Consider the following 23,126-nt stretch of genomic DNA (forward strand, 5'->3'; position numbering starts at 1 on the left):
AAAGCGGCCCGCGGGCCGCTTTTCCTTTGGGCTAGGCGGCCTGCCCCACCAACTCGTCCTGCCGCTCCTTCAGCTGCGCGCCCAAGGCCATGAGATCCAGGCCGGGCGCGACCCGGGCCTTGGGGAACAGCACGTCGCGCTCCTCCTTCACGTGGTGCTCGACGGCGTTCGCCAGCTGGCTCACCAGATCGTCCATGCGCGGATCGGGCGCGCGCATGCCCCGGATCCGGGCGATCAGTGCCTTGGCCTGCTGGTGTTCCGCTTGCGCTTCGTCCAGCAACTGCGGCGCGGCGATCGCTTCGCGCAGCGCCGGATAGAAAATTTCCTCCTCGATCTGCGCGTGCACGGTCAGCTCCTGGCAGATGCGCTGCGCCAGCGCCTGGCGATCGCGCGCTTCCTCGGGCGCGGCCATGGCCTGGCGCGCGTACTCCACGAACAGGTGCTTCACGGCGATGTGGTCGGCGTCGAGCAGCTCGCACGCATCCTGGGGCATCGATTCGGGCATGGGGTCTCCTTGGCTGCGCGATGTCAAACGAGGGGCGGGTCCGTTTCGCGGCCGAAGTGGCGGTGCTTCGCCAGGCCGTCGAGGAAGGCCGTGATACCGGCGGCCGACTGGCCCGCATCGACGACGATGAGGCCTGTCCCGCCCTGCGCCATGCTCTTCTCCATGGACTGCGGCAGCCCTGCCTGCGTGAGCAGCTTGCGCGAGGCGCCGATCGCGAGGATGGTCTTGCAGTGGCGGAACTGGTCCTTGATGAATTCCGCCGTGTGGCCGTCCTGCGCCAGCGCCGCAACCGCTTCATCGCCATCGGGCAGCACGAGGCCGTCGAACAGGAAGCCGGGCTCGTTCTCCATCGAGGCGTCCGCGTCCAGCGTGCCGCCCGCGACCGTCGCGAACGCACCGATGCGCGGGCCGACCAGGCGGCCGACGGCGCCGCGCTCCAGCAGTGCGGCCTGCAGCTGCTCGAGCGCGCCGGCATCCACGCCGGGTCCGACGAGCAGTGCCACCTTGCGCCCTCGCAGGGAGCCATCGCCGGGCCGCGCCATCAGCGAGAGCGCCGGCGACTTCTTCACTTCCGGCCTGGCAGGATTGGGCAGCGCGAGCGGCAGCGGATCGGGCAACGGCTCCATGCCCAGGCCATCGGCCACCTTCTGCGCCAGCACTTCGGACGCGTTGCGCAGCGACGCGACCATGCGCGCGCGGATCGCCGGCACGGTCACCTTGCTCAACTCGAACCGGAAGGCGTTCGCGATGTGGTCCTGCTCCACCGGCGTCTGGCTCTCGAAGAAGAGGCGCGCCTGCGTGTAGTGGTCGGCGAACTTCTCGGGCTTCGCGCGCACCTTGCCCTGCTCCTCCTTCGCGGAGATGCGGGCCGGCACGGAAACGAAGCCCTGCATGGCTCCGGCCTGGAACGGGCAGCCGCCTGCGAGCGAGTTCGGTTCGTACGCCACGCGTCCCCGGGGGATGGCCTGCCTGTGCATGCCGTCCCGCTGGTTGTTGTGCACCTGCGCCAGGGGCGAGTTGATCGGGATCTCGTGGAAGTTCGGTCCGCCCAGGCGCGAGATCTGCGTGTCCACGTAGGAGTGGATGCGGCCGGCCAGCAGCGGATCGTTGGAGAAGTCGATGCCGGGGATCACGTGGGCGACGCAGAAGGCCACCTGCTCGGTCTCGGCGAAGAAGTTGTCCGGGTTGCGGTTCAGGACCATGCGGCCGACGATGCGCACGGGCACCAGTTCCTCCGGCACGATCTTCGTCGCATCGAGGATGTCGAAGCTGAACTGCTCCGCCTGTTCCTCGGTGAACACCTGCAGGCCCAGTTCCCACTCCGGATACGCGCCCGACTCGATGCGCTCCCACAGGTCGCGCCGGTGGTAGTCCGGGTCGGCACCCGAGATCTTCACCGCCTCGTCCCACACCAGCGAGTGCGTGCCGTACTTCGGCTTCCAGTGGAACTTGACGAACACCGAGTCGCCTTCGGCATTCACCAGCCGGTACGTGTGCACGCCGAAGCCTTCCATGGTGGCGAAGCTGCGCGGGATGGCGCGGTCCGACATCACCCACATCAGCATGTGCGTCGACTCGGGCATCAGCGAGACGAAGTCCCAGAAGGTGTCGTGCGCGCTGGCGGCCTGCGGCATCTGGTGGTGCGGCTCGGGCTTCACCGCGTGCACCAGGTCGGGAAACTTCATCGCATCCTGGATGAAGAACACCGGGATGTTGTTGCCCACGAGATCCCAGTTGCCCTCGTCCGTGTAGAACTTGACGGCGAAGCCGCGCACGTCGCGCGCCGTGTCCTTGGACCCGCGTTCGCCGGCCACGGTGGAAAAGCGCACGAACACCGGCGTGATCTTGCCGGCCTGCTGGAACGGCGCGGCCCTGGTGAGGTCGGTGACCGGCTCGTAGCACTCGAAGAAGCCGTGCGCGCCGGAGCCGCGCGCATGCACGATGCGCTCGGGGATGCGCTCGTGGTCGAAGTGGGTGATCTTCTCGCGGAGGATGAAGTCCTCCAGCAGCGCCGGCCCGCGCACGCCGTACTTCAGCGAGTTCTGGTTGTCGGCGATGCGCACGCCCTGGTTCGTGGTGAGCGGGCGCCCGGTGGAATCCACGCGCACGCGATCGAGCGATTCGATCGTGGCGTTGAGTCCGTCCAGCGCCTCGGTGCCCACCTTGTCCGAGCTGTTCGCCTCCGACAAGGTGCTGGCGCCGGGCAGGCGCGAAGGCGCTTCGACGACGGCGCCCGGCATCGGGTCGACGCCGTTGTCGAAGCCGTGCTCCGCTGCCTTGGCTTCGTGGTTGTCCATGGCCGCGGCCATCTGCTCGGTCTCGGCCATCTTGCGGGCGGCGAGGTCGCCGCCTGCATCGCCCGCCACCTGGGCGGGTCCGCTGTCGGTGTTGCGTGAGGCGGCCTGGGCCGCCGGCTTCTTGGATGGCGCGGAGGCCTTGGGAATCTTGGGCATGACGGAACGAAAGAACCTGGCGAATTGCCAGTCGCTCACCGTAATGCGACAAGGGGGCCAAGCGTGTAGGCGCGCGCCGACGGCCGCGCCGCACGGCCGGAAAAGATCAACGATGAGCTACGCCGCAGCTCACCCCGCGGTGCTTGCCTGGTCGAGGTAGTGCACCAGCGTGTCGAGCTCTTCCGAGAGTTCCGAGGCAACGGCCGCCATGGTTGCGCGACCCGCGCGCGTGAGGTGCACCTGCACCTGGCGCCGGTCCTCTTCGGAGCGCCGCCGCTCCACCAGCCCTGCCGTCTCGCAGCGCGAGACCAGCCCCACGGTGCTGTGGTGCTCCAGCTGCAGCCGGTCGGCCAGCTCGCCCACGAGGGCCCAGTCGCGCTCGGGCATGCCCGCCAGGTGCAGCAGGAGCAGGTATTGGGCGAAGGTCACCCCGCGCTCGCGGGCGGCGTCCTCGCCGACCCGTTCGAACCGGCGCAGCTGGTGCCGGAACTCCGAACGGGTCACCAGCTCGGCCTTGCTGAAGCTTCTGCGTCTGCTCAAGATGGGACCTCCCGGCGTGGTGCCCGGCGAGTATAAATCGCACCACGATATACCGGCAGGCCCGTCCCGCTGCCCGGCCGGCTCCTAGGCCGCGTGCCGCACCAGCATGAGCACGCCCAGCATGACCGGCTGGTGGAGCATGTACCAGGAAAGGCTCCAGCGTCCCAGCCACGCCAGCGGCGCGGCGGCGCGCGGGATCGGCCCCTGCACCACGGCCGGACGCTTGCGCAGCAGCCATTGGCCAGAGGCCAGGCCCCACCACATCACGCCGATCCAGGGCAGCAGCGGCACGTAGTCCTGCGTCACGGGCTTGAGCGATACGAAGCCGATCCAGTTGAGCCAGCGCTCGTTGAGCAGGTGCAGGTTGCCGAAGTGGACGTGCACCGGCAGCGCCGCGCGCGCGAGCAGGATGGCGATGGCGCCGGCGAGCCACAACCAGCGCCCCCAGTTGGCCGTCAGCCGCATGACGATCAGCATCACCGCGATGCCGTGCAGCACGCCAAAGTAGATGAAGCTGTCGGGAAACATGACCGCCGATCCCGCCGTCACCAGCAGCGCGCAACCGGCGACCTGCGCCCAGCGACGCCAGAAACGCGGCCAGCCCTGCCCCTGCTCATGGGCGACCGCCTGGCCCAGTCCGGCGCAGAACAGGAACAGGCTCACGATCAGCGTGCGCTGCGTGGTCCAGAACGGGTCGTACAGGAAGTTCTGCCGGATCCAGCCGAAGTAGTTGAGGTCGAAGCAGAAATGGAAGATCGTCATCCAGACGATGGCGATGCCGCGCAGGGCATCGATGCGGTCGAAACGGATCCGGGTGGGGGTGGCTGGCACGCGGCCGAGTGTAGGGCCGGTCGGGTGGCGCGGGCGGGACGCTGCCCGCACGCGTTCAGGTCGCAGCCGGTGCGACCCGCGGCTCCTCGCAGCCGAGGTGGACGCAAGCGAGGTGCAGCAGCAAGGGGACGCCGACCCCCACGCCGCCGAGCACCGCGAGCCAGGCCGCAGGCAGGGATCTCCAGTCCACCGGTGCCTGCGTCAGCAGCATCTGCGTCCAGCCGATGAAGAAGGGCATGCCGGAGGCGATCAGCGCGGCCGCGGGCCAGAGGGGCAGCCGCGGGATGCCGATCGCCTGCCCGCGGAAGTAGGAGATGGCCACCAGGAGCAGCGGCATGCAGAGCGTGACCACATCCGTGAGCGCGAGCTGGTCCGGCGCCGCCGCGAGATGCCCCAGGACGACCCAGGGGCTCGCGACCTGTTGCAGCAGCACGCCGGCAAGGTAGAGGGTCAGGAAGGTGGACCGGCGCATGAGGCTCTCCGTGACAGGGAACCCCGATTGAGCCGCACGCCACCGCCATGAACCGTAGGTGTCGGCTGGGGGCGAAAGTAGGCGGCGGCCAGATGTTCGACCGGCCTGCCACAGCGCCTGAGCCAGTGGGCGGTAGGGGCTGGGTGCGCGATCGGGCAGGAGAACGCAGAGAGCGCAGAGAGCGCAGAGGTTACGCAGAGGACGCAGAGAAGACAGTCTGGAAAGGGGATTTTCCTGAGAAAGGTTTTCCTCTGCGTCCTCTGCGTAACCTTCGCGTCCTCTGCGTTCTCCTGCCTCGATCACCACCCAGGCTTCAAAGGGCCGGCCGGCCGCGCTTCAGTCGGCCTTGATCCCGGCGCGCTTGATGATCGGGCCCCACTTGGCGAGTTCGGCCTTCATGAAGGCCTCGAACTGCGCGGGGGTGCCGGGCTCCGGCTCCATGTACTGCGCCCGCAGCTTGGAGACGATCGCCGGGTCGCGCATGGCCGCGACGAACGCTGCGTTCAGCTTGTCGATGATCGGCTTGGGCGTTCCGGCGGGCGCGACGACGCCGATCCAGGCGCTGCCGTCGAGCGGCACGCCGCTTTCGCGGAAGGTCGGCACGTTCGGCAGTTGCGGCAGGCGCTTGGCCGTGGACACCGCGATCACCTTCATCTTGCCGGCTTCCACCTGCGGCATCACCGCCAGCGGCGCCAGGCTCACCATTTGCGTGTCGCCCTGGATCACGCTCATCACCGCAGCGGGAGACGACGCATACGGCACCTGCACGACGTAGCTGTGGGTCAGCGCCTTGATCGCCTCCATGCTCAGCTGGGACAGCGTGCCGACACCGACCGACGCGTAGTTGTACTTGCCCGGGTTCTTGCGCAGCAGCTCCATCAGCTGCTTCATGTTGTCGACGTGGAGCGAATTGCTCACGGCCAGCACGTTGCCCTGGTGCACGCCGAAGGTGATGGGCGCGAGGTCCTTGAACGGGTCGTAGGGCAGGTTCTTGTAGATGAGAGTGTTGTTCACCAGCGGGCCGGTGATCGACACGCCGATGGTGTAGCCGTCCGGAGCCGCCTTGGCCACCGCGCCGGTGCCGATGTTGCCGCCCGCGCCGGCGCGGTTCTCCACCACGATGGGCTGGCCGAGCGTCTTGCTCGCCTGGTCGCCGACCAGGCGGGCGAACACGTCGGGGGTCGATCCGGCGCCGAAGGGAACGATCAGGTGGATGGGCTTGGCGGGATAGTCGCCCTGCGCCTGCGCGGCAGTCCACGGCGCGCCCAGCAGGACGGCGCAGGCAGTGGTGGTCGCGAGGGTTCGGAGGATCTGGCGGCGTGCGTTCACGGTTCGTTCGCTTTCGGTGGAGAGGTTGCTGCGATGGCTTCGGTCTGGCCGAAGTAGTTTTGTTCGCATGCAATATACCCTGCCACGAGGGCCCGGTAGGCGGACTCGACCACGTCCGGCAAGCCGGCGAAGCCGCCGTTGAACGCCGGCTGGTGGCGTTCGGCCAACGCGCGCACCCGGGCGAACACCTCCGCCTGGCGCGCCGGGGCGCTCACCTGGAACGCATCCCGCTTGAAGCGCGCGGCGTCCTTCACGTACATGGCCCGCTCGGCGAGCAGGCGCACGATGGCGTCGTCGATCCGGTCGATCTCGCGGCGCACGCCCGCGAGGTTTTCGGCCAGCGGCCGGTAGGCGGGATCGCGGAAGCGGCGCACGGGCGCGCCTTGCGCATCGGGTTCGCGCTGGAGCTCCGTCATGGCCTCAACCGATCCAGCGGCGGGCGTTGTGCCAGATCTGCATCCACGGACTGAACGAGGACGGGTCGCCCGAGGTCCAGGACATCTGGATGTTGCGGAACACGCGTTCGGGATGCGGCATGAGGGCGGTGAAGCGGCCGTCCGCGGTCGTCACGCCGGTGAGCCCGCCGGCACCTCCGTTCGGATTGAACGGATAGCGCTCGGTGGGCTGGCCGTGATGGTCCACGAAGCGCATGGCGGGCACGACCTGCGCGGCGTCGCCGCGCTGCGAGAAGTTGGGGAAGCCCTCGCCGTGCGCCACCGCGATCGGCAGCCGCAGGCCGGCCATGCCCTGGAAGAACAGGCTGGGCGAGTCCAGCACTTCCACCTGCGACAGCCGCGCCTCGAAGCGCTCGCTGCGGTTGGTGGTGAACCGCGGCCACGCCTGCGCGCCGGGGATGAGGTCGGCGAGCTCGGCGAACATCTGGCAGCCGTTGCACACGCCCAGGCCGAAGGTGTCGCTGCGCGCGAAGAAGTCGCGGAACTGCTGCGCGAGTACCGGGTGGAAGGTGATGCTGCGCGCCCAGCCGATGCCGGCGCCCAGCGTGTCGCCGTAGCTGAAGCCGCCGCAGGCGACGACGCCGCGGAACGACTTCAGGTCGTGCCGGCCGGCCTGCAGGTCGGTCATGTGCACGTCCACCGCCTCGAAGCCCGCCGCCGTGAAGGCATAGGCCATCTCCACATGCGAGTTGACGCCCTGCTCCCGCAGGATGGCGACGCGCGGGCGGGAGAGGTTCAGCGCCGGTGCGCCCGCACCCTCGGTGAAGGACTGCGGCACGAAGACATGCAGCCCGGGGTCCGCCGGATCGCCCGCCGCCGCATGCTCGCTGTCGGCGCAGGCGGGGTTGTCACGCTGCTGGCAGATCTTCCAGCTCACGCTGTCCCAGACCTGCTGCAGGTCGGCGATCTTGCCGGCGAACACGCTCTTCGTGTCGCGCCAGACCTGGACCTCGCCCTTGCCGACGGCGATGGGAGAGGACTGTGGCCGGGTGGTTCCGACGAAGTGGCTGTGGCGCGAGAGCCCGTGCGCGCGCAGCACCTGCATCACCTCGTTGCGTTCGGCGGTGCGCACCTGCAGCAGCACGCCCAGCTCCTCGGTGAACAAGGCCTTGAGCGTGAGCTCCTCGCGGCGCGCGCTCACCTGCCCGGCCCAGTTCTTCGCATCGCCGTACTCGGCGCGGCTGTCGCCGATGCCGTCGCCTTCCGTGACCAGCAGGTCCACGTTCAGCGCGACGCCGACCTGGCCGGCGAAGGCCATCTCGCAGGCCGCGGCGAACAGGCCGCCGTCGCTGCGGTCGTGGTAGGCCAGGATGCGGCCCTGGGCGCGCAGTGCGTTGACCGCATCGACCAGCCGCACCAGATCCTGGGCGTCGTCGAGGTCCGGCACTTCGCCGCCCGGCTGCTCCAGCACCTGCGCGAGGATGCTGCCGCCCATGCGATGGCGGCCGCGCCCGAGGTCGACCAGCACCAGCGTCGTGTCCTCGGCGGACTGCAGTTGCGGCGTGAGCGTACCGCGCACGTCGGCCAGGCTGGCAAATGCACTGACGATCAGGCTCACCGGCGAGGTGACCTTCTTCGTCGCGCCGCCTTCGCTCCATTGCGTGCGCATCGACAGGCTGTCCTTGCCGACCGGAATGGACACGCCCAGATCCGGGCAGAGCTCCATGCCGACGGCACGCACCGTGTCGTAGAGCGCGGCGTCCTCGCCGGGTTCGCCGCACGCCGCCATCCAGTTGGCGGAGAGCTTCACGCGGGAGAGCTCGATCGGCGCGGCCAGCAGGTTGGTGATGGCCTCGCCGACGGCCATGCGGCCGGAGGCCGGCGCATCGATCGCAGCGAGCGGCGTGCGCTCGCCCATGCTCATGGCTTCGCCCGCGAAGCCGCGGTAGTCGGCCAGCGTCACGGCGCAGTCGGCCACGGGCACCTGCCACGGGCCGACCATCTGGTCGCGATGGGTGAGCCCGCCCACGGTGCGGTCGCCGATGGTGACGAGGAAGCGCTTGGACGCGACGGTGGGATGGCTCAGCACGCGGATGGCCGCGTCCTGCAACGCGACCCCGGTGAGGTCCAGCGGCGGCACCTCGCGCGCAACCCGCCGCACGTCGCGGTGCATCTTGGGCGGCTTGCCGAGGAGGACGTCCATGGGCATGTCGACGGCGAGGCTCTCATCCGGCCCTTTGTCGCGTGCCGGAGCGCCCCCACCCCAGCCCTCCCCCGAAGGGGGAGGGAGAGAGGCACTCGGGGACTTGCTCCCTCTCCCCTCCGGGGAGAGGGCTGGGGTGAGGGGCACGCCCTCGCCCACCACCAGTTGCCGCTCCTCGGTCGCCACGCCGACCACCGCGAACGGGCAGCGCTCGCGTTCGCAGAACGCGCGGAACTGGTCCAGCGATTCCGGCGCGATCGCGAGCACGTAGCGCTCCTGGCTCTCGTTGCTCCAGATTTCCTTGGGCGCGAGGCCGCTTTCCTCCAGCGGCACGCGGCGCAGGTCGAAGCGCGCGCCCCGGCCGGCGTCGTTGGTCAGTTCGGGGAACGCGTTCGACAGGCCGCCTGCGCCCACGTCGTGGATGGCGAGGATCGGGTTGTCGGACCGCAGTTCCCAGCAGCGGTTGATGACTTCCTGCGCGCGCCGCTCGATCTCCGGGTTGCCGCGCTGCACGGAGTCGAAATCGAGTTCCGCCGTGTTGGTCCCCGTGGCCATGGACGAGGCGGCGCCGCCGCCCATGCCGATGCGCATGCCCGGGCCCCCGAGCTGCACGAGCAGCGTGCCGGGCGGGAACGGGATCTTGTGCGTGAGGCCGGCGTCGATGAAGCCGATGCCGCCCGCGATCATGATCGGCTTGTGGTAGCCGCGGGCGACGCCCGCCACGTCCTGTTCGTATTCGCGGAAGTAGCCCAGCAGGTTGGGACGGCCGAACTCGTTGTTGAACGCGGCGCCGCCGAGCGGCCCCTCGGTCATGATCTGCAGCGGGCTCGCGATGTGCGCCGGCTTGCCGAAGCGGCCGTCCCACAGCTTCGACACCGTGAAGCCCGTGAGGCCCGCCTTGGGGCGCGCGCCGCGGCCGGTCGCGCCTTCGTCGCGGATCTCGCCGCCGGCGCCGGTGGATGCGCCGGGGAACGGCGAGATCGCGGTCGGGTGGTTGTGCGTCTCGACCTTCATCAGCACGTGGTGCGTGGCGGCGTCGGCGCGGTACACGCCGCCCGGGCCGGGCACGAAGCGTTCGACGTCGTGACCTTCCATGACCGAGGCGTTGTCCGCATACGCCACGATGGTGTGCTCGGGGTGCAGCTGGTGCGTGTTGCGGATCATGCCGAAGAGCGTCTTCTCCTGCGGCGCGCCGTCGATGCTGAACGTGGCGTTGAAGATCTTGTGCCGGCAGTGCTCGCTGTTGGCCTGCGCGAACATCATCAGTTCCACGTCGGTCGGGTTGCGACCCAGCCGGGTGAACGCCTGCACGAGGTAGTCGATCTCGTCGTCGGCCAGCGCCAGGCCGAAGCGGCGGTTGGCTTCCTCCAGCGCGCCGCGGCCGCCGCCGAGCACGTCGACGTGTTCCATGGGCTGCGCCTGCAGCTCGGTGAACAATCGCCGCGCCTCGGCGAGATCGGGCACCACGCTCTCGGTCATGCGGTCGTGCAGCAGCGCGGCCAGCGCGCCGAGCTGGTCCTCCTCCAGCGCCGGCTTGCCGCGCCAGCCGGAGGCGATCTGCAGGCGGTACTCCACGGCGCGCTCGATGCGCCGCACGGCCAGCCCGCAGTTGTGCGCGATGTCCGTCGCCTTGGACGCCCAGGGCGAGACCGTGCCCAGGCGCGGCGTGACCACCAGCAGCGGTCCCGCGGTCGGGCCGGTGTACGGCTCCCCGTAGGTGAGCAGCGCGGCGAGGCGCTCCTTCTCTGCCGGGGCCGGCGCGTGGTCGCTTGCGACCAGGTGCACGTAGCGCGCGGCAATGCCGGTGATCTTGGGATGCACTGCCTGCAGGCGCGGCAGCATTTGCTGGATCCGGAAGTCGCTGAGGGCCTGGCCGCCCTCGAACTCGGTGATGTGCAGGGACACGGTCTGGAGCCTGTCTGGGGAGTGGGCCTCCGGGCCGCTGACTGGGGCCGGGAGCAACCCGGCATTCTACCTGCGGGGAAATGGGGGCTCTGGGATAATCGGGCCATGGCCATCACCACCAAAGACGAACCAGGCATCCAGGGGATGCGCACGGCCTGCCGCCTCGCCGCCGAAGTGCTGGACCACCTCACGCCCTTCATCAAGCCCGGCCTCACCACGCGGGAGATCGACCGCCTCGCGGCCGAGTTCATGAAGAAGCAGGGCACCATCTCCGCCACGCTCGGCTACCAGCCCTCCGGCTACCCGCCCTACCCCGCCTCGCTGTGCACCTCGGTGAACAACGTCGTGTGCCACGGCATCCCGAACGAGAAGCCGCTGAAGAAGGGCGACATCGTCAACGTCGACGTGACCGTCATCAAGGACGGCTGGTACGGCGACACCAGCCGCATGTTCATCGTCGGCGAGGCCTCGATCGCGGCGAAGCGGCTCGTGCAGGTCACCTACGAGGCGATGTGGCACGGCATCGTGCACGTGAAGCCGGGCGTGCGCCTCGGCGACATCGGCTGGGCCATCCAGAAGTTCGCCGAGAGCAACGGCTTCTCGGTGGTGCGCGAGTTCTGCGGCCATGGCATCGGCCGCAACTTCCACGAGGAGCCGCAGGTCCTGCACTATGGCAAGCCGGGGACGCTGGAGGAACTGGTGCCGGGCATGACCTTCACCATCGAACCCATGATCAACGCGGGCCGCCGCGACGTGAAGGAGTTCGGCAACGACGGCTGGACCATCGTCACCAAGGACCATTCACTGTCGGCGCAGTGGGAGCACACCGTGCTGGTCACGCCCACCGGCTACGAAGTGCTGACCCTTTCCGCCGGCAGCCCGCCGCCGCCGGCCTTCGTCAGGGCCTGATGGGCGCCGCGGCCGTCCTGCAGGCCGGAACGGGCGAGGCGGTCGCGGCGGTGCGCGACGCGTACAAGGCCCGCAAGGCGCAGTTGCTCGCGTCGCTGCAGTCCGACGGCGGCTCCACGCGCAACATCAAGCGCCTGCTGCAATCACTGGCGCAGGCGGCGGACGACGCGCTGCGCGGACTCTGGGAAGCCGCGGGGCTGCCTGCGCAGATGGCGCTGGTTGCCGTCGGCGGCTTCGGCCGCGGCGAGCTGTTCCCGCATTCGGACGTGGACGTCCTGCTGCTCCTGCCCGACGGCGAACAGGACGCGGCGCTGCAGCAGCGCATCGAGCGCTTCATCGGCAGTTGCTGGGACTCCGGACTGGAGATCGGCTCCAGCGTGCGCACGCCCGAGGAATGCCTGGCGCGCTCGGCCGAGGACGTCACGGTGCAGACCTCGCTGCTCGAGGCCCGCCTGGTGGCGGGATCGCGCAAGCTGTTCGGCACCTTCCGCGAGCGCTTCCGCGCCCAGTTGGACCCGCGTGCCTTCTTCACCGCCAAGACGCTGGAGATGCGGCAGCGGCACACCAAGTTCGAGAACACGCCCTACGCGCTGGAGCCGAACTGCAAGGAGTCCCCCGGCGGCCTGCGCGACCTGCAGGTGGTGCTGTGGGTGGCGAACGCGGCAGGCTTCGGCAAGAGCTGGGACGAACTGGCGCGGCGCGGCCTGGCCACGCCGTTCGAGGCGCGGCAGATCAAGCGCAACGAAGCCCTGCTGTCGATGATCCGGGCGCGCCTGCACGTGGTCGCCGGCCGGCGCGAGGACCGGCTGGTGTTCGACCTGCAGAACGCCGTCGCCGATTCCTTCGGCTACAAGGCGGTGATGCGGGCCGACGGGCGCATCGTGGCGCGCGCGGGCGAACGCCTGATGAAGCGCTACTACTGGGCAGCCAAGGCAGTCGCCCAGCTGAACCAGATCCTGCTGCTGAACATCGAGGAGCGGCTGCATCCCGCCGCCGCGGAGTCGCGCCCGATCAACGAGCGCTTCGCGGAGAAGGCCGGGACGATCGAGGTCGCGAGCGACGACCTCTACCTGAGGAATCCGCACGCGATCCTCGAGACCTTCCTGCTGTACCAGACCACCCCCGGCGTCCAGGGGCTGTCGGCGCGCACGCTGCGCGCGCTGTACCACGCGCGCAAGGTCATGGACGCGAAGTTCCGCAACGACCCGGCGAACCACGCCACCTTCCGCGCCATGCTGATGCAGCCGCGCGGCATCACGCACGCGCTGCGGCTGATGAACCAGACCTCGGTGCTGGGCCGGTACCTGTGGGTGTTCCGCCGCATCGTCGGCCAGATGCAGCACGACCTGTTCCACGTGTACACGGTGGACCAGCACATCCTGATGGTCGTGCGCAACGTGCGGCGCTTCTTCATGGCGGAGCACGCGCACGAATACCCGTTCTGCTCGCAGCTCGCCGCCGGCTGGGACAAGCCCTACATCCTCTACACCGCCGCGCTGTTCCACGACATCGCCAAGGGCCGCGGCGGCGACCACTCGGACCTGGGCGCCGTGGAGGTGCGCCGCTTCTGCCGGCAGCACGAGATCGACCCTTCGGACACGAAGCTGATCGAGTTCCTCGTGCGCGAACACCTGCTCATGAGCCGCGTCGCGCAGAAGGAGGACCTCGGCGACCCCGAGGTGATCCAGGCCTTCGCCAGGCGCGTGGGCAACGAGCGCTATCTCACGGCGCTGTACCTGCTGACCGTCGCCGACGTGCGCGGCACCAGCCCCAAGGTGTGGAATGCCTGGAAGGGCAAGCTGCTGGAGGACCTGTACCGGTACACGGTGCGTTCGCTCGGCGGCGCCGCGCCCGACCCGAAGGCGGAAGTCGAGGCCCGCAAGCGCGACGCGCTGGTGCAACTGCAGCTGTTCGCGCTGCCGTTCGAGGCGCACAAGAAGCTGTGGGACACGCTCGACGTCGGCTACTTCATGCGCCACGAGGCCGGCGACATCGCCTGGCACACGCGCCATGTCTCGCGCCACGTGGGCACGGCCAAGGTGATCGTGCGCGCGCGCATGTCGCCGGTCGGCGAAGGCCTGCAGGTGCTGGTCTACACGAAGGACCAGCCCGACCTGTTCGCGCGCATCTGCGGCTACTTCGATCACGCCGGCTTCAGCATCCTGGATGCGAAGATCCACACGGCCACCAACGGCTACGCGCTCGACACCTTCCAGGTGGTCACCGCGATGCTGCCGGACCACTACCGCGAGCTGTGCAGCATGGTGGAGTCCGAGCTGGCCAGCACCATCGCGGCTGCCGGCCCGCTGCCCGCGCCCGGACGCGGCCGCGTGTCGCGGCGCGTGAAGAGCTTCCCGATCCCGCCGCGCGTGGACCTGCGGCCGGACGAGCGCGCGCAGCACTGGCTGCTGTCGATCTCGGCGAACGACCGCGTCGGCCTGCTCTACTCGATCGCGCGCGTGCTGGCGCAGCACAAGCTGAACCTGCAGCTCGCCAAGATCAGCACGCTGGGCGAGCGCGTGGAGGACACGTTCCTGGTGGACGGTCCCGAGCTGCAGCAGAACCGCAAGCAGCTGGAGATCGAGACCGAGCTGCTCGAAGCCGTCGCGGGTTGAGGCATCTTGTGGCGGCGGTTTACGCGAAATTCCTAGCGGCTCGCGGACGTTTCCCCTCCACCGTCCAGTAGCATCGCGACGGCCCGCAAAGGGCCATCGTTGGAGAGGAACACAAGCATGCTGAAGAACATTGCGCGCCGCAGCCTCGTGCTGCTCGCGCTCGCCGCCACGGGCGCCGCACTCGCGCAGAAACCCACGCCCCGGTCCACCGCGCCGGCCACGCCGGCTGCGCCGCTGAACTGGCCGACGCGGCCGCTGCGCATCATCGTCGGCTTCCCCGCCGGCTCCACGCCCGACCTGGTGGCACGCACGATCTCCGAGCCGCTGGCCAAGGCGATCGGGCAGCCCGTGATCGTCGAGAACCGGCCCGGCGCCGGCGGCAACATCGCCGCCGACGCGGTGGTGCGCGCGACGGACAACCACACCATCGGCTTCATGATCAACGGCAACATGACCATTGCCAAGATACTGAATCCGGCGGTGCCCTACGACCCGCAGCGCGACCTGCAGCCCCTCAGCCTGATCGGCACGGCGCCGCTGCTGCTGGCCGCGCCGGCCAACGCACCGGGCAAGGATGCGCAGGAGTTCTTCCTGGCGGCACGCAACGCGGGCGACAAGTGGAGCTACGGCTCGCCCGGCGTCGGCACGGTGGGCCACATCGGCATGGAACTGCTGAAGACCAAGACCAACATGACGGCGGTGCACGTGCCCTGGCCGGGCAATCCGCAGGTGATCAACGCACTGGTCAGCAACCAGATCCAGCTGGCGCTGCTGCCGCCCGGGCTCGCGGCACCGCAGGTGAAGGCGGGCAAGCTGAAGGCGATCGGCGTGACGTCCCTGGGCCGCAGCCCTCTGGCCCCCGAATACCCCACGCTCAACGAATTGGGCATCCGCGGCTTCCAGCTGGAGATCTGGGTCGCCGCGGCGGCGCCGAACTCCATGCCCAAGCCCATTGCGCAGAAGCTGTCCACGCTGATCGCCGGCATCACCCGCACACCCGAAGTGCGCGGCAAGCTGTTCCAGCAAGGCTGGCAGGCAGTGGGCACCAGCGCGGAAGGGCTCGCCAATCGCATCCGGAACGACACCGCGGTGTTGGGCGGCGTGATCCTGATGCGCGGCATCAAGGCGGAATAGACCGCCTGCGGGGCTCGCTGCGCGTCAGCGGCGGCGCGCGGCGGGGCTCTTGCTGTTGCGCAAGGGACCGACGGCCCCGCGCATGATCCGCAGCAGCACCAGCAGCACGGCCGCCCCGGTCACCGCGCCCACGAGCGCCGCGGGGTGGACGCCCGTGGCGGACTCCGCCAGCCCGAGCATCGCGGCCGTGGATTCGGCGCCGATGAAGGAGCCGAAGACGCCGACCAGTACCTCCTCCACCCGCTGGATCCGGCCCCGGCTTTGCATCACCATGCCGAACAACCAGCCCGCAAGCGCACCGACGGCGCACCAGATGAAGAAGGAAAAAGTGATCGCCGCCCCTTGCCACGGACTTCCGTGGAAGCCCATGGTGACAGGCTTGCCCGGCGGTCAAAGACTTTATTTCGGCTTCAGTCGTCCTCTGTGGCATCCAGGCCCGGAAACAACACTTCGGTGTAGCCGAAGCTGCCGAAATCACGGATGCGCATCGGGTACAGCTTGCCCACCAGGTGGTCGCACTCGTGCTGCACCACGCGGGCGTGAAATCCTTCCGCTTCGCGTTCGATGCGCCGACCCCGTTCGTCATGGCCGCTGTAGCGGATGCGCCGCCAGCGCGGCACCTTCCCTCGCAGGCCGGGGACGGACAGGCAGCCCTCCCAGTCCTCTTCCTCTTCGGCCGACAGCGGCGTGATCTGCGGATTGAGCAGGATCGTCCTGGGCACGGGTGGCGCGTCCGGATAGCGCGGGTTCGGCGTGTCGGTGCCGAAGATCACGACTTGCAGGTCCACGCCGATCTGCGGCGCGGCCAGGCCGGCGCCGTTGGCGGCGCGCATGGTGTCCTGCAGGTCGTCGATCAGCGCATGCAGCGCCTCGGTGTCGAACTCGCGCACCGGCTGCGCGACGCGCAGCAGGCGCGGGTCGCCCATCTTCAATATGTCTCGCACGGTCATGCGGGAAGCATAGCGGCAAGCGCACGCCCTGCGCTCGCGCGGGGCCGCGGGACGTCAGCCCGCCAGCAACTGGCGCAGGCCGTCTTCGTCCAGCACCGCAACCCCCAGCTCGCGCGCCTTGTCCAGCTTGCTGCCTGCTTCGGCGCCGGCCACGACGTAGTCGGTCTTCTTGCTCACCGAGCCGGCGACCTTGGCGCCCGCGGCTTCCAGCAGCTCCTTGGCTTCGTCGCGCGAGAGCGTCGGCAGGGTGCCGGTGAGCACCACGGTCTTGCCGGCCAGCGGCAGCTGCGCCGGCCGCGTGGGCGCGCCCTCTTCCCAGTGCACGCCGCAGGCACGCAGCTGCTCGATGACCTCGCGGTTGTGCGGCTGCTGGAAAAAGGCATGGATGCTCTCGGCCACGATCGGCCCGACGTCCGGCACCTCCAGCAACTGCTCGACGCCGGCATCCATGATCGCGTCGAGCTGGCCGAAGTGGCGCGCCAGATCGCGGGCCGTGGCTTCGCCCACGTGCCGGATGCCCAGGCCGTAGAGGAACCGCGGCAGCGTCGTCGCCTTGGATTTCTCGAGAGCCGCCAGCAGGTTGAGCGCCGATTTCTCGCCCATGCGCTCCAGCGCCACCAGCCCTTGCAGGCCGAGGCGATAGAGGTCGGGCAACACGCGGATCACGTTCGCATCCACCATCTGGTCCACCAGCTTCTCGCCGAGGCCCTCGATGTCCATCGCGCGGCGCTGCGCGAAGTGCAGGATGGCGTGCTTGCGCTGGGCGCTGCAGAACAACCCGCCGGTGCAGCGGTAGTCGGCCTCGCCTTCCTCGCGCACCGCCGCGGAGCCGCAGACCGGACAGGTGTGGGGCATGGTGAAGGGCTGCGCGCCGGGCTGGCGCTTGTCCGCAACGACAGCGACCACCTCGGGAATGACGTCGCCCGCGCGGCGCACGATCACCGTGTCGCCCACGCGCACGTCCTTGCGCCGCGCCTCGTCCTCGTTGTGCAAGGTGGCGTTGGTGACGGTCACGCCGCCGACGAACACCGGCTGCAGGTGCGCGACCGGCGTGAGCTTGCCGGTGCGGCCGACGTACACGGCGATGGCTTCGACCGTCGTCAGCTGCTCCTGCGCCGGGAACTTGTGCGCGACCGCCCAGCGCGGCTCGCGGGTGACAAAGCCCATCTGCTTCTGCAAGGCCAGGCTGTTCACCTTGTAGACGACGCCGTCGATGTCGAACGGCAGGCTGTCGCGATCGCGCCCCACGGCCTGGTGATACGCCACCAGGTCCTCGGCGCCGCGCGCGAGCACGACACGCTCCGACACCGGCACGCCCCAGGCCTTGAGCGCCTGCAGCACCTCGTAGTGCGTACTGAACTCCGGGCCGCCTTCGATCTCGCCCCAGCCGTAGGCATAGAAGCTCAGGGGCCGCTGGCGCGCGATCGCCGGGTCCAGCTGGCGCACGGCGCCGGCGGCGGCGTTGCGCGGATTGACGAAGGTCTTCTCGTTCTTCGCGCCCTTCGCAATCTTCTCGCGCTGCAGCTCGTTCAGGCGTTCGAAGTCGTCGCGGCGCATGTAGACCTCGCCGCGCACTTCGAGCACCGCCGGGGGCGCCCCCACGCCACCCTTGCCCTTGTGGCCGACAGAGTGGAGCTTCAGGGGGATCTGCCCGATGGTGCGGATGTTCTGCGTCACGTCCTCGCCGACCTCGCCGTCGCCCCGCGTGGCCGCCTGCACCAGCACGCCGTGCTCGTAGCGCAGGTTCAGCGCGAGCCCGTCGAACTTCAGCTCGGCGACGTATTCGACCGGCGGATCGGACTCCTGCAGTCCCAGTTCGCGCCGCACGCGCGCGTCGAAACTGCGGGCGCCGCTCGCCTCGATGTCGGTCTCGGTGCGGATCGACAGCATCGGCACCTTGTGCCTGACCTTGGCGAACCCCTCCAGCACCTGGCCACCGACGCGCTGGGTCGGCGAGTCGGGCGTGTGCAGCTCGGGATATTGCGTCTCCAGCGCCTGGAGTTCCCGGAACAGCTTGTCGTATTCGGCGTCCGGGATCTCCGGCGCGTCCAGCACGTAGTACCGGTAGTTGTGGTGGTGCAGGAGTTCGCGCAGCGCGTCGGCGCGCTCCGCAGCGCGGGCCGGAGCGCTCATGAAAACAGCCGGCGCGCCTGGTCGCTTCCCGCCGACAGGTCGCGCGCGTCGAGGGTGTCGTACAGCTGCTCGAGGTCCGAGCCGATCACGTCCAGTGCCTCGGGCGGGATGACGCGTCCGTCGTCGTCCGTGATCAGGCCGTCCATGGACGCGGCCAGCGCGAGCGCCGCATCCCGCATGCGCACGAAAGGCTGCTCGGTGCGCGGCACATGGGTGACGTCCAGGCTCAACGTGACGTCGCGGATCGCGGACTGGGCCGGGTCGTCCGCCAGCGCCGCCTGGGTGGAAAACGACAGGCCCAGGATGGGCGCGACGCCGGGCTGGGCGGCGGGCAGCACCAGCCGTCCTGGCATGGCGCCGGCGATGAAGCCGACGCGCGCGGCGTTCTGGTGCACGTAGCCGGGACTCCAGGCGGCATTGCGCGCGCGCAGGGTGAAGCTCAGTTGCGCGTCATGGCTGCCCGCGAACTGGTCCAGCTCGCGCGCCCGCGCAACCTCGTCGCGCATTTCCGGGAATTCCGCCTCGCCATTCACCGCATCGGCGAAGGCCTGCGTCTTCATGACGAACTCGGAGTATTCGATCTCGTTGAGGGCGCCGCTGCGATTGGCCAGCTGCACACCGGCCTGGAACGCGGTGTAGCGCTCGCCGGCGCGCGGCGTTTCCCATTGTCCGGTCGCTTCATTGAGGCCTTCGATGGCGAAGGGCTTGCTGCCGGCGCGCCGCGTCGGCGGCAGGTGGCTGAGTGCCATTTCGCCGGACACGTGCTGGTCCACGGCGATCTGTGCCAGCGCATCGATCAGGCCGTCGAGCCCCGGCTTGCGTTCGGGCAGCGGCAACGGCGCCAGCGGGGCGTCGTCGAACACAGGCTCGGTGCGTTCGTCCAGCGCCACGTCGCCGGTGGGCGCCGGCGTCGCCGCGGCGAGCTCGGGCTGGCGCGGCGCATTGCGCCGCGTGGTCCATGCATTCCAGGCCACGATGGCCGCAAGCAGCAGCCCGCCCAGGATGGCCAGGCCCACGGTGAATCCGGACACCTAGCGGTCCTCCACGACAGTGACCCTGGCAGCGCTCATGCGGGTTCGACCATCGAGACCGCGGACTCCATGTCCACCGCCACGATGCGCGAGACGCCCTGCTCCTGCATGGTCACGCCGATCAGCTGCTCGGCCATCTCCATCGCGATCTTGTTGTGGCTGATGAACAGGAACTGCGTTTCCTTGCTCATGCTGCTCACGAGCTTGGCGTAGCGCTCGGTGTTGGCGTCGTCCAGCGGCGCGTCCACTTCGTCCAGCAGGCAGAAGGGCGCGGGGTTGAGCTGGAAGATCGCGAACACCAGCGCGATGGCCGTCAGCGCCTTCTCTCCGCCGGACAGCAGGTGGATGGTCTGGTTCTTCTTGCCGGGCGGCTGCGCCATCACCTGCACGCCGGAGTCGAGGATCTCCTCGCCCGTCATCACCAGCCTGGCGTTGCCTCCTCCGAACAGCTCCGGGAACATGCGGCCGAAGTGCTCGTTGACCGTCTGGAAGGTGCTGCCCAGGAGGTCGCGCGTCTCCGCGTCGATCTTCTTGATGGCGTCTTCCAGCGTGGTCATGGCATCGACCAGGTCCTTGGACTGCGCGTCGAGGAAGGTCTTGCGCTCGCGCGCCGTGGCGAGCTCCTCCAGCGCAGCCAGGTTCACGGCGCCCAGTGCGTTGATCTCGCGGTGGATGCGATCGATGTCCGATTGCATGCCGGACAGGCGCACGTTGCCTTCGGCGACCGACTTCGCAACCGCCTCGAGGTCCGCCTGTGCCTCGGTCAGCATCTGCGTGTACTGCTCCAGGCCCAGGCGCGCCGCCTGCTCCTTGAGCTGCAGCTCGGTGATGCGCTGGCGAAGCGGGTCGAGCTCGCGTTCGAGCTGCAGGCGGCGTTCGTCGCTGGCGCGCAGCTTGGCGGTGAGGTCGTCGTACTCGCTGCGCTTGGCGCCCAGGGCCTGCTCGCGCTCGGACTTGAGTTGCAGCGCGCTCTGCAGGCCTGCCTGCGCGGCCGCGTCGGTAAGGCGTGACAGTTCGGCCTGCGCGCGTTCTTCTTCCGCCGCGATGGACGTGGCCTGCTGCGCCGCCGTCTCGATGGCACGCTGCAGCTCGCCGCGCCGCGCTTCCAGTGCGCGCTGGGCATACTGCGCTTCTTGCGCCTGGCGCTCCAGGCTGCGGTGCTGCTCGCGCGCTTCGGCGAGCTTGCGCTCGGTCTCGATGACGCGCTCGTCGAGCTGGGCATGGCGCTCCTGGCTGTCGGCCAGCTGCATATCCAGTTCCTCGAAGCGGCCTTCGGCGGCGACGCGGCGCTCCTGCAGCTCCTCCAGCAGCGCATCTACTTCGGCGAGGTCGCCGGCGATCTGCTCGCTGCGCGCACGCGTCTGCTCGGCCAACTGGGTGAGGCGCATGCTCTCCACCTGCAGCTCGTGCGCGCGGCTCTGCGTTTCGGCCGCCTCGCGGCGCGCCGACGCCAGACGCTGGGACGCATCGCTGTACGCCGCTTCGGCACGCACCAGGGCCGAGCGCGCTTCTTCCGCGATCAGCGCCTGCGCGCGCAACTGCTTTTCCAGGTTCTCGATTTCCTGCTGACGGGCCAGCAGGCCGGCCTGCTCGGAGTCCTGTGCGTAGAAGCTCACGCTGTGCGCGGTGACGGCGTGGCCGGTCTTCACGTAGATCGCTTCGCCCGGCTGCAGCTTCTCGCGCGCGGCCAGCGCGTCTTCCAGGCTGTTGGCCGTGTAGCAGCCGTGCAGCCAGTCGCCCAGCAAGGCCTTCTGGCCGGCGTCGTTCAGGCGCAGGAGATCCGCCAGGCGCGGCAGGCTGCCCGCCGCTTCCGGCGCGGCAGCGGCAGGCGCGTGGTAGAAGGCCAGCTTGGCCGGCGGCGCGTCAGCGGCGAAGGCGCGGACCATGTCCAGGCGCGAGACCTCGAGCGCGCTCATGCGCTCGCGCAGCGCCGCTTCCAGCGCGTTCTCCCAGCCCTGCTCGATGTGGATCTTGGTCCACAGCGCCTGCATGCCGCCCAGGCCGTGCTTGGCCAGCCAGGGCTGCAGCTTCCCGTCGGTGCGGACCTTCTCCTGCAGCGCCTTCAGCGCCTCCATGCGCGCTGACAGGTCGGACTGGCGCGCGCCCTGCTGGTTCACGTCCTGCTGCTTCGCGCGGCGGTCCTCGTCCAGCTGCGGCACCTGCTCCTGCAACTCGTGCAGGCGCGCGTCGGCCGTCTCGGCGGCTTCCTGCGCCGCCGCCAGCTGTTGCTGCAGGTTGGCGAGGCGTTGTTCGTCCGGCGCCGCCAGCGCATTGCGGTCCGCCACGAGGCGCTCGCGGCGCTGGTTCAGCTGGCGCGACTGCTCGTCGATGTTGCGCTGGTCGGCCGCCAGCACCTGGATCTGCTGCTGCACCTGCGAGACGGCGCTGCGCTGCTCCGAGGAGCGCTGCTGCGCCTGGCGCAGCGCCTCTTCCAGGTCCGGCAACTGCAGTCCCTGCTCCTCGACCTGCGCAGCGAGCAGCGTGGACTTCTCCTCGGCGTCCATGGACTGGGCGGCGAGGTTCTCGGTTTCCGTCTCCGCGTCTTCCTTGCGCGCGGCCCACTGCGCCGTCTGCTCCTTCAGCTGCACCAGCCGCTGTTCGACGCGCTGGCGGCCTTCGACGACGAAGCGGATCTCGGCTTCCAGCCGGCCGACTTCGGCGCTGGCTTCGTACAGCTGGCCCTGCGCCTGGTTCACCTGGTCGCCGGCGGCGTAGTGCGCCTGGCGGATGGTCTCCAGCTCGCTCTCGATGCGGCGCAGGTCGGCAACGCGCGATTCGAGGTCGATCACGGCCTTGTCCGCATCGGCCTTGATGCGGCCCTGGTCGGCCTCGGCCTCCGTGCGCTTGAGGTACCACAGCTGGTGCTGCTTGAGCGTGACCTCGGACTGCAGCGCGTTGTACCTGGCCGCGACCTCGGCCTGCTTCTCCAGCTTGTCGAGGTTGGCATTCAGCTCGCGCAGGATGTCTTCGACCCGCGTGAGGTTCTCGCGCGTGTCGTGCAGGCGGTTCTCGGTCTCGCGCCGGCGCTCCTTGTACTTGGACACGCCCGCGGCCTCTTCCAGGAACAGGCGCAGCTCCTCGGGCTTGGACTCGATGATCCGGCTGATCGTGCCCTGGCCGATGATGGCGTAGGCGCGCGGGCCGAGTCCGGTGCCGAGGAACACGTCCTGCACGTCGCGGCGGCGCACCGGCTGGTTGTTGATGTAGTAGCTGGAGGTGCCGTCGCGGGTCAGCACGCGCTTGACCGCGATCTCGGCGAACTGGCTCCACTGGCCGCCGGCCCGATGGTCGGCGTTGTCGAACACCAGTTCCACGGACGAACGCGAGGCGGGCTTGCGGGTGTTCGTGCCGTTGAAGATCACGTCCTGCATGGACTCGCCGCGCAGCTCGCTGGCCTTGGACTCGCCCAGCACCCAGCGCACCGCGTCCATGATGTTGGACTTGCCGCAGCCGTTGGGCCCCACCACGCCCACCAGCTGGCCGGGAAGCATGAAGTTCGTGGGCTCGGCGAAGGACTTGAACCCGGATAGCTTGATCGATGTGAGACGCACGGCCTCTGGTCCCCGCTGACTTCAGATTTGAGCCGGGATGATACCTTGGGCTCCAGGCCCGGAATTCCTGCTCGGCCGGAGGCGCCCCGGCCGGCGCCACCGGCATCCGCTGACACGCAGGCGCGGCAGCGCCGCTGCCCCGGCGACCGCGGCTTGCGGCACAACAGGGG

The 23,126-nt window shown here is 69.4% G+C and carries 16 protein-coding genes; 3 read left to right on the forward strand and 13 right to left on the reverse strand.

Going from position 1 to position 23,126, the window contains the following annotated elements; genetic code table 11:
* Positions 1–31 precede the first annotated feature (31 nt).
* The 8 genes from JJB11_RS17075 to purL form a co-directional block, all read right to left on the reverse strand.
* Positions 32–505 (reverse strand): hemerythrin domain-containing protein, encoded by a 474-nt coding sequence (locus JJB11_RS17075; RefSeq protein ID WP_201174001.1) that lies wholly within the window; start codon positions 503–505, stop codon positions 32–34.
* Between the two features lie 23 nt (positions 506–528).
* A complete protein-coding gene (locus tag JJB11_RS17080) occupies positions 529–2,958 on the reverse strand; it encodes a catalase (protein ID WP_201174003.1) in 2,430 nt (809 codons plus the stop codon).
* Positions 2,959–3,087: 129 nt separating this feature from the next.
* Entirely contained in the window at positions 3,088–3,501 is a 414-nt protein-coding gene (locus tag JJB11_RS17085) for a MarR family transcriptional regulator (protein WP_201174331.1), read from the reverse strand.
* 81 nt (positions 3,502–3,582) lie between these two features.
* Positions 3,583–4,260 carry a heparan-alpha-glucosaminide N-acetyltransferase gene (locus tag JJB11_RS17090; RefSeq protein ID WP_201174332.1) on the reverse strand — a complete coding sequence of 226 codons (678 nt, stop codon included), beginning with the start codon at positions 4,258–4,260 and terminating at the stop codon, positions 3,583–3,585.
* 124 nt (positions 4,261–4,384) lie between these two features.
* Positions 4,385–4,801 carry a hypothetical protein gene (locus JJB11_RS17095; protein WP_201174005.1) on the reverse strand — a complete coding sequence of 139 codons (417 nt, stop codon included), beginning with the start codon at positions 4,799–4,801 and terminating at the stop codon, positions 4,385–4,387.
* Positions 4,802–5,137: 336 nt separating this feature from the next.
* On the reverse strand, positions 5,138–6,130 hold the full coding sequence (locus JJB11_RS17100; protein WP_201964906.1) for a tripartite tricarboxylate transporter substrate-binding protein: 993 nt from the start codon (positions 6,128–6,130) through the stop codon (positions 5,138–5,140).
* Positions 6,127–6,546, reverse strand: a complete 420-nt coding sequence (locus JJB11_RS17105; RefSeq protein ID WP_201174009.1) for a chorismate mutase — start codon at positions 6,544–6,546, stop codon at positions 6,127–6,129. The genes JJB11_RS17100 and JJB11_RS17105 overlap by 4 nt, the downstream gene beginning before the upstream one ends.
* A 4-nt stretch (positions 6,547–6,550) precedes the next feature.
* On the reverse strand, positions 6,551–10,633 hold the full coding sequence (gene purL, locus JJB11_RS17110; RefSeq protein ID WP_201174012.1) for a phosphoribosylformylglycinamidine synthase: 4,083 nt from the start codon (positions 10,631–10,633) through the stop codon (positions 6,551–6,553).
* Between the two features lie 105 nt (positions 10,634–10,738).
* On the opposite strand from purL, the gene map reads away from it, so the two are divergent.
* The 3 genes from map to JJB11_RS17125 all read left to right on the forward strand — a co-directional run bounded on the left by map (position 10,739) and on the right by JJB11_RS17125 (position 15,291).
* The gene (map, locus tag JJB11_RS17115; protein ID WP_201174015.1) at positions 10,739–11,542 is read left to right on the forward strand and encodes a type I methionyl aminopeptidase; all 804 of its coding nucleotides are present in this window, start codon (positions 10,739–10,741) and stop codon (positions 11,540–11,542) included.
* Positions 11,542–14,157: a [protein-PII] uridylyltransferase gene (locus JJB11_RS17120; RefSeq protein ID WP_201174018.1), complete on the forward strand. Its 2,616-nt coding sequence runs from the start codon at positions 11,542–11,544 to the stop codon at positions 14,155–14,157. The genes map and JJB11_RS17120 overlap by 1 nt, the downstream gene beginning before the upstream one ends.
* A gap of 117 nt (positions 14,158–14,274) precedes the next feature.
* Positions 14,275–15,291 carry a Bug family tripartite tricarboxylate transporter substrate binding protein gene (locus JJB11_RS17125; protein ID WP_201174027.1) on the forward strand — a complete coding sequence of 339 codons (1,017 nt, stop codon included), beginning with the start codon at positions 14,275–14,277 and terminating at the stop codon, positions 15,289–15,291.
* A 24-nt stretch (positions 15,292–15,315) separates the two neighbouring features.
* Here the strand turns inward: JJB11_RS17125 and JJB11_RS17130 are convergent, their stop codons facing one another.
* Genes JJB11_RS17130 through smc form a run of 5 tightly spaced genes read right to left on the reverse strand, consistent with a single transcriptional unit; the run spans position 15,316 to position 22,956 of the window.
* Positions 15,316–15,660 carry a hypothetical protein gene (locus JJB11_RS17130; RefSeq protein ID WP_201174030.1) on the reverse strand — a complete coding sequence of 115 codons (345 nt, stop codon included), beginning with the start codon at positions 15,658–15,660 and terminating at the stop codon, positions 15,316–15,318.
* A gap of 41 nt (positions 15,661–15,701) precedes the next feature.
* Positions 15,702–16,241 carry a peptide deformylase gene (gene def / locus JJB11_RS17135; RefSeq protein WP_201174033.1) on the reverse strand — a complete coding sequence of 180 codons (540 nt, stop codon included), beginning with the start codon at positions 16,239–16,241 and terminating at the stop codon, positions 15,702–15,704.
* Positions 16,242–16,295: 54 nt separating this feature from the next.
* Entirely contained in the window at positions 16,296–18,374 is a 2,079-nt protein-coding gene (ligA, locus tag JJB11_RS17140) for an NAD-dependent DNA ligase LigA (protein ID WP_201174035.1), read from the reverse strand.
* Positions 18,371–19,405, reverse strand: coding sequence for a cell division protein FtsZ (locus tag JJB11_RS17145; RefSeq protein ID WP_201174037.1), 1,035 nt, complete (start codon positions 19,403–19,405; stop codon positions 18,371–18,373). Before JJB11_RS17145 ends, ligA begins: the two co-directional genes overlap by 4 nt.
* A 35-nt stretch (positions 19,406–19,440) precedes the next feature.
* A complete protein-coding gene (gene smc, locus JJB11_RS17150) occupies positions 19,441–22,956 on the reverse strand; it encodes a chromosome segregation protein SMC (RefSeq protein ID WP_201174043.1) in 3,516 nt (1,171 codons plus the stop codon).
* Between the last annotated feature and the right edge of the window lie 170 nt (positions 22,957–23,126).

This window comes from Ramlibacter ginsenosidimutans, from assembly GCF_016654015.1.
GTDB classification, from domain to species: Bacteria; Pseudomonadota; Gammaproteobacteria; order Burkholderiales; family Burkholderiaceae_C; genus Ramlibacter; species Ramlibacter ginsenosidimutans.

Coding starts and splice junctions, on each gene's coding strand:
- JJB11_RS17075 (WP_201174001.1), bottom strand. CDS start 505: ATGCCCGAATCGATGCCCCAGGATGCGTGCGAGCTGCTCGACGCCGAC.
- JJB11_RS17080 (WP_201174003.1), bottom strand. CDS start 2,958: ATGCCCAAGATTCCCAAGGCCTCCGCGCCATCCAAGAAGCCGGCGGCC.
- JJB11_RS17090 (WP_201174332.1), bottom strand. CDS start 4,260: ATGACGATCTTCCATTTCTGCTTCGACCTCAACTACTTCGGCTGGATC.
- JJB11_RS17095 (WP_201174005.1), bottom strand. CDS start 4,801: ATGCGCCGGTCCACCTTCCTGACCCTCTACCTTGCCGGCGTGCTGCTG.
- JJB11_RS17105 (WP_201174009.1), bottom strand. CDS start 6,546: ATGACGGAGCTCCAGCGCGAACCCGATGCGCAAGGCGCGCCCGTGCGC.
- map (WP_201174015.1), top strand. CDS start 10,739: ATGGCCATCACCACCAAAGACGAACCAGGCATCCAGGGGATGCGCACG.
- JJB11_RS17120 (WP_201174018.1), top strand. CDS start 11,542: ATGGGCGCCGCGGCCGTCCTGCAGGCCGGAACGGGCGAGGCGGTCGCG.
- JJB11_RS17125 (WP_201174027.1), top strand. CDS start 14,275: ATGCTGAAGAACATTGCGCGCCGCAGCCTCGTGCTGCTCGCGCTCGCC.
- JJB11_RS17130 (WP_201174030.1), bottom strand. CDS start 15,660: ATGGGCTTCCACGGAAGTCCGTGGCAAGGGGCGGCGATCACTTTTTCC.
- def (WP_201174033.1), bottom strand. CDS start 16,241: ATGACCGTGCGAGACATATTGAAGATGGGCGACCCGCGCCTGCTGCGC.
- ligA (WP_201174035.1), bottom strand. CDS start 18,374: ATGAGCGCTCCGGCCCGCGCTGCGGAGCGCGCCGACGCGCTGCGCGAA.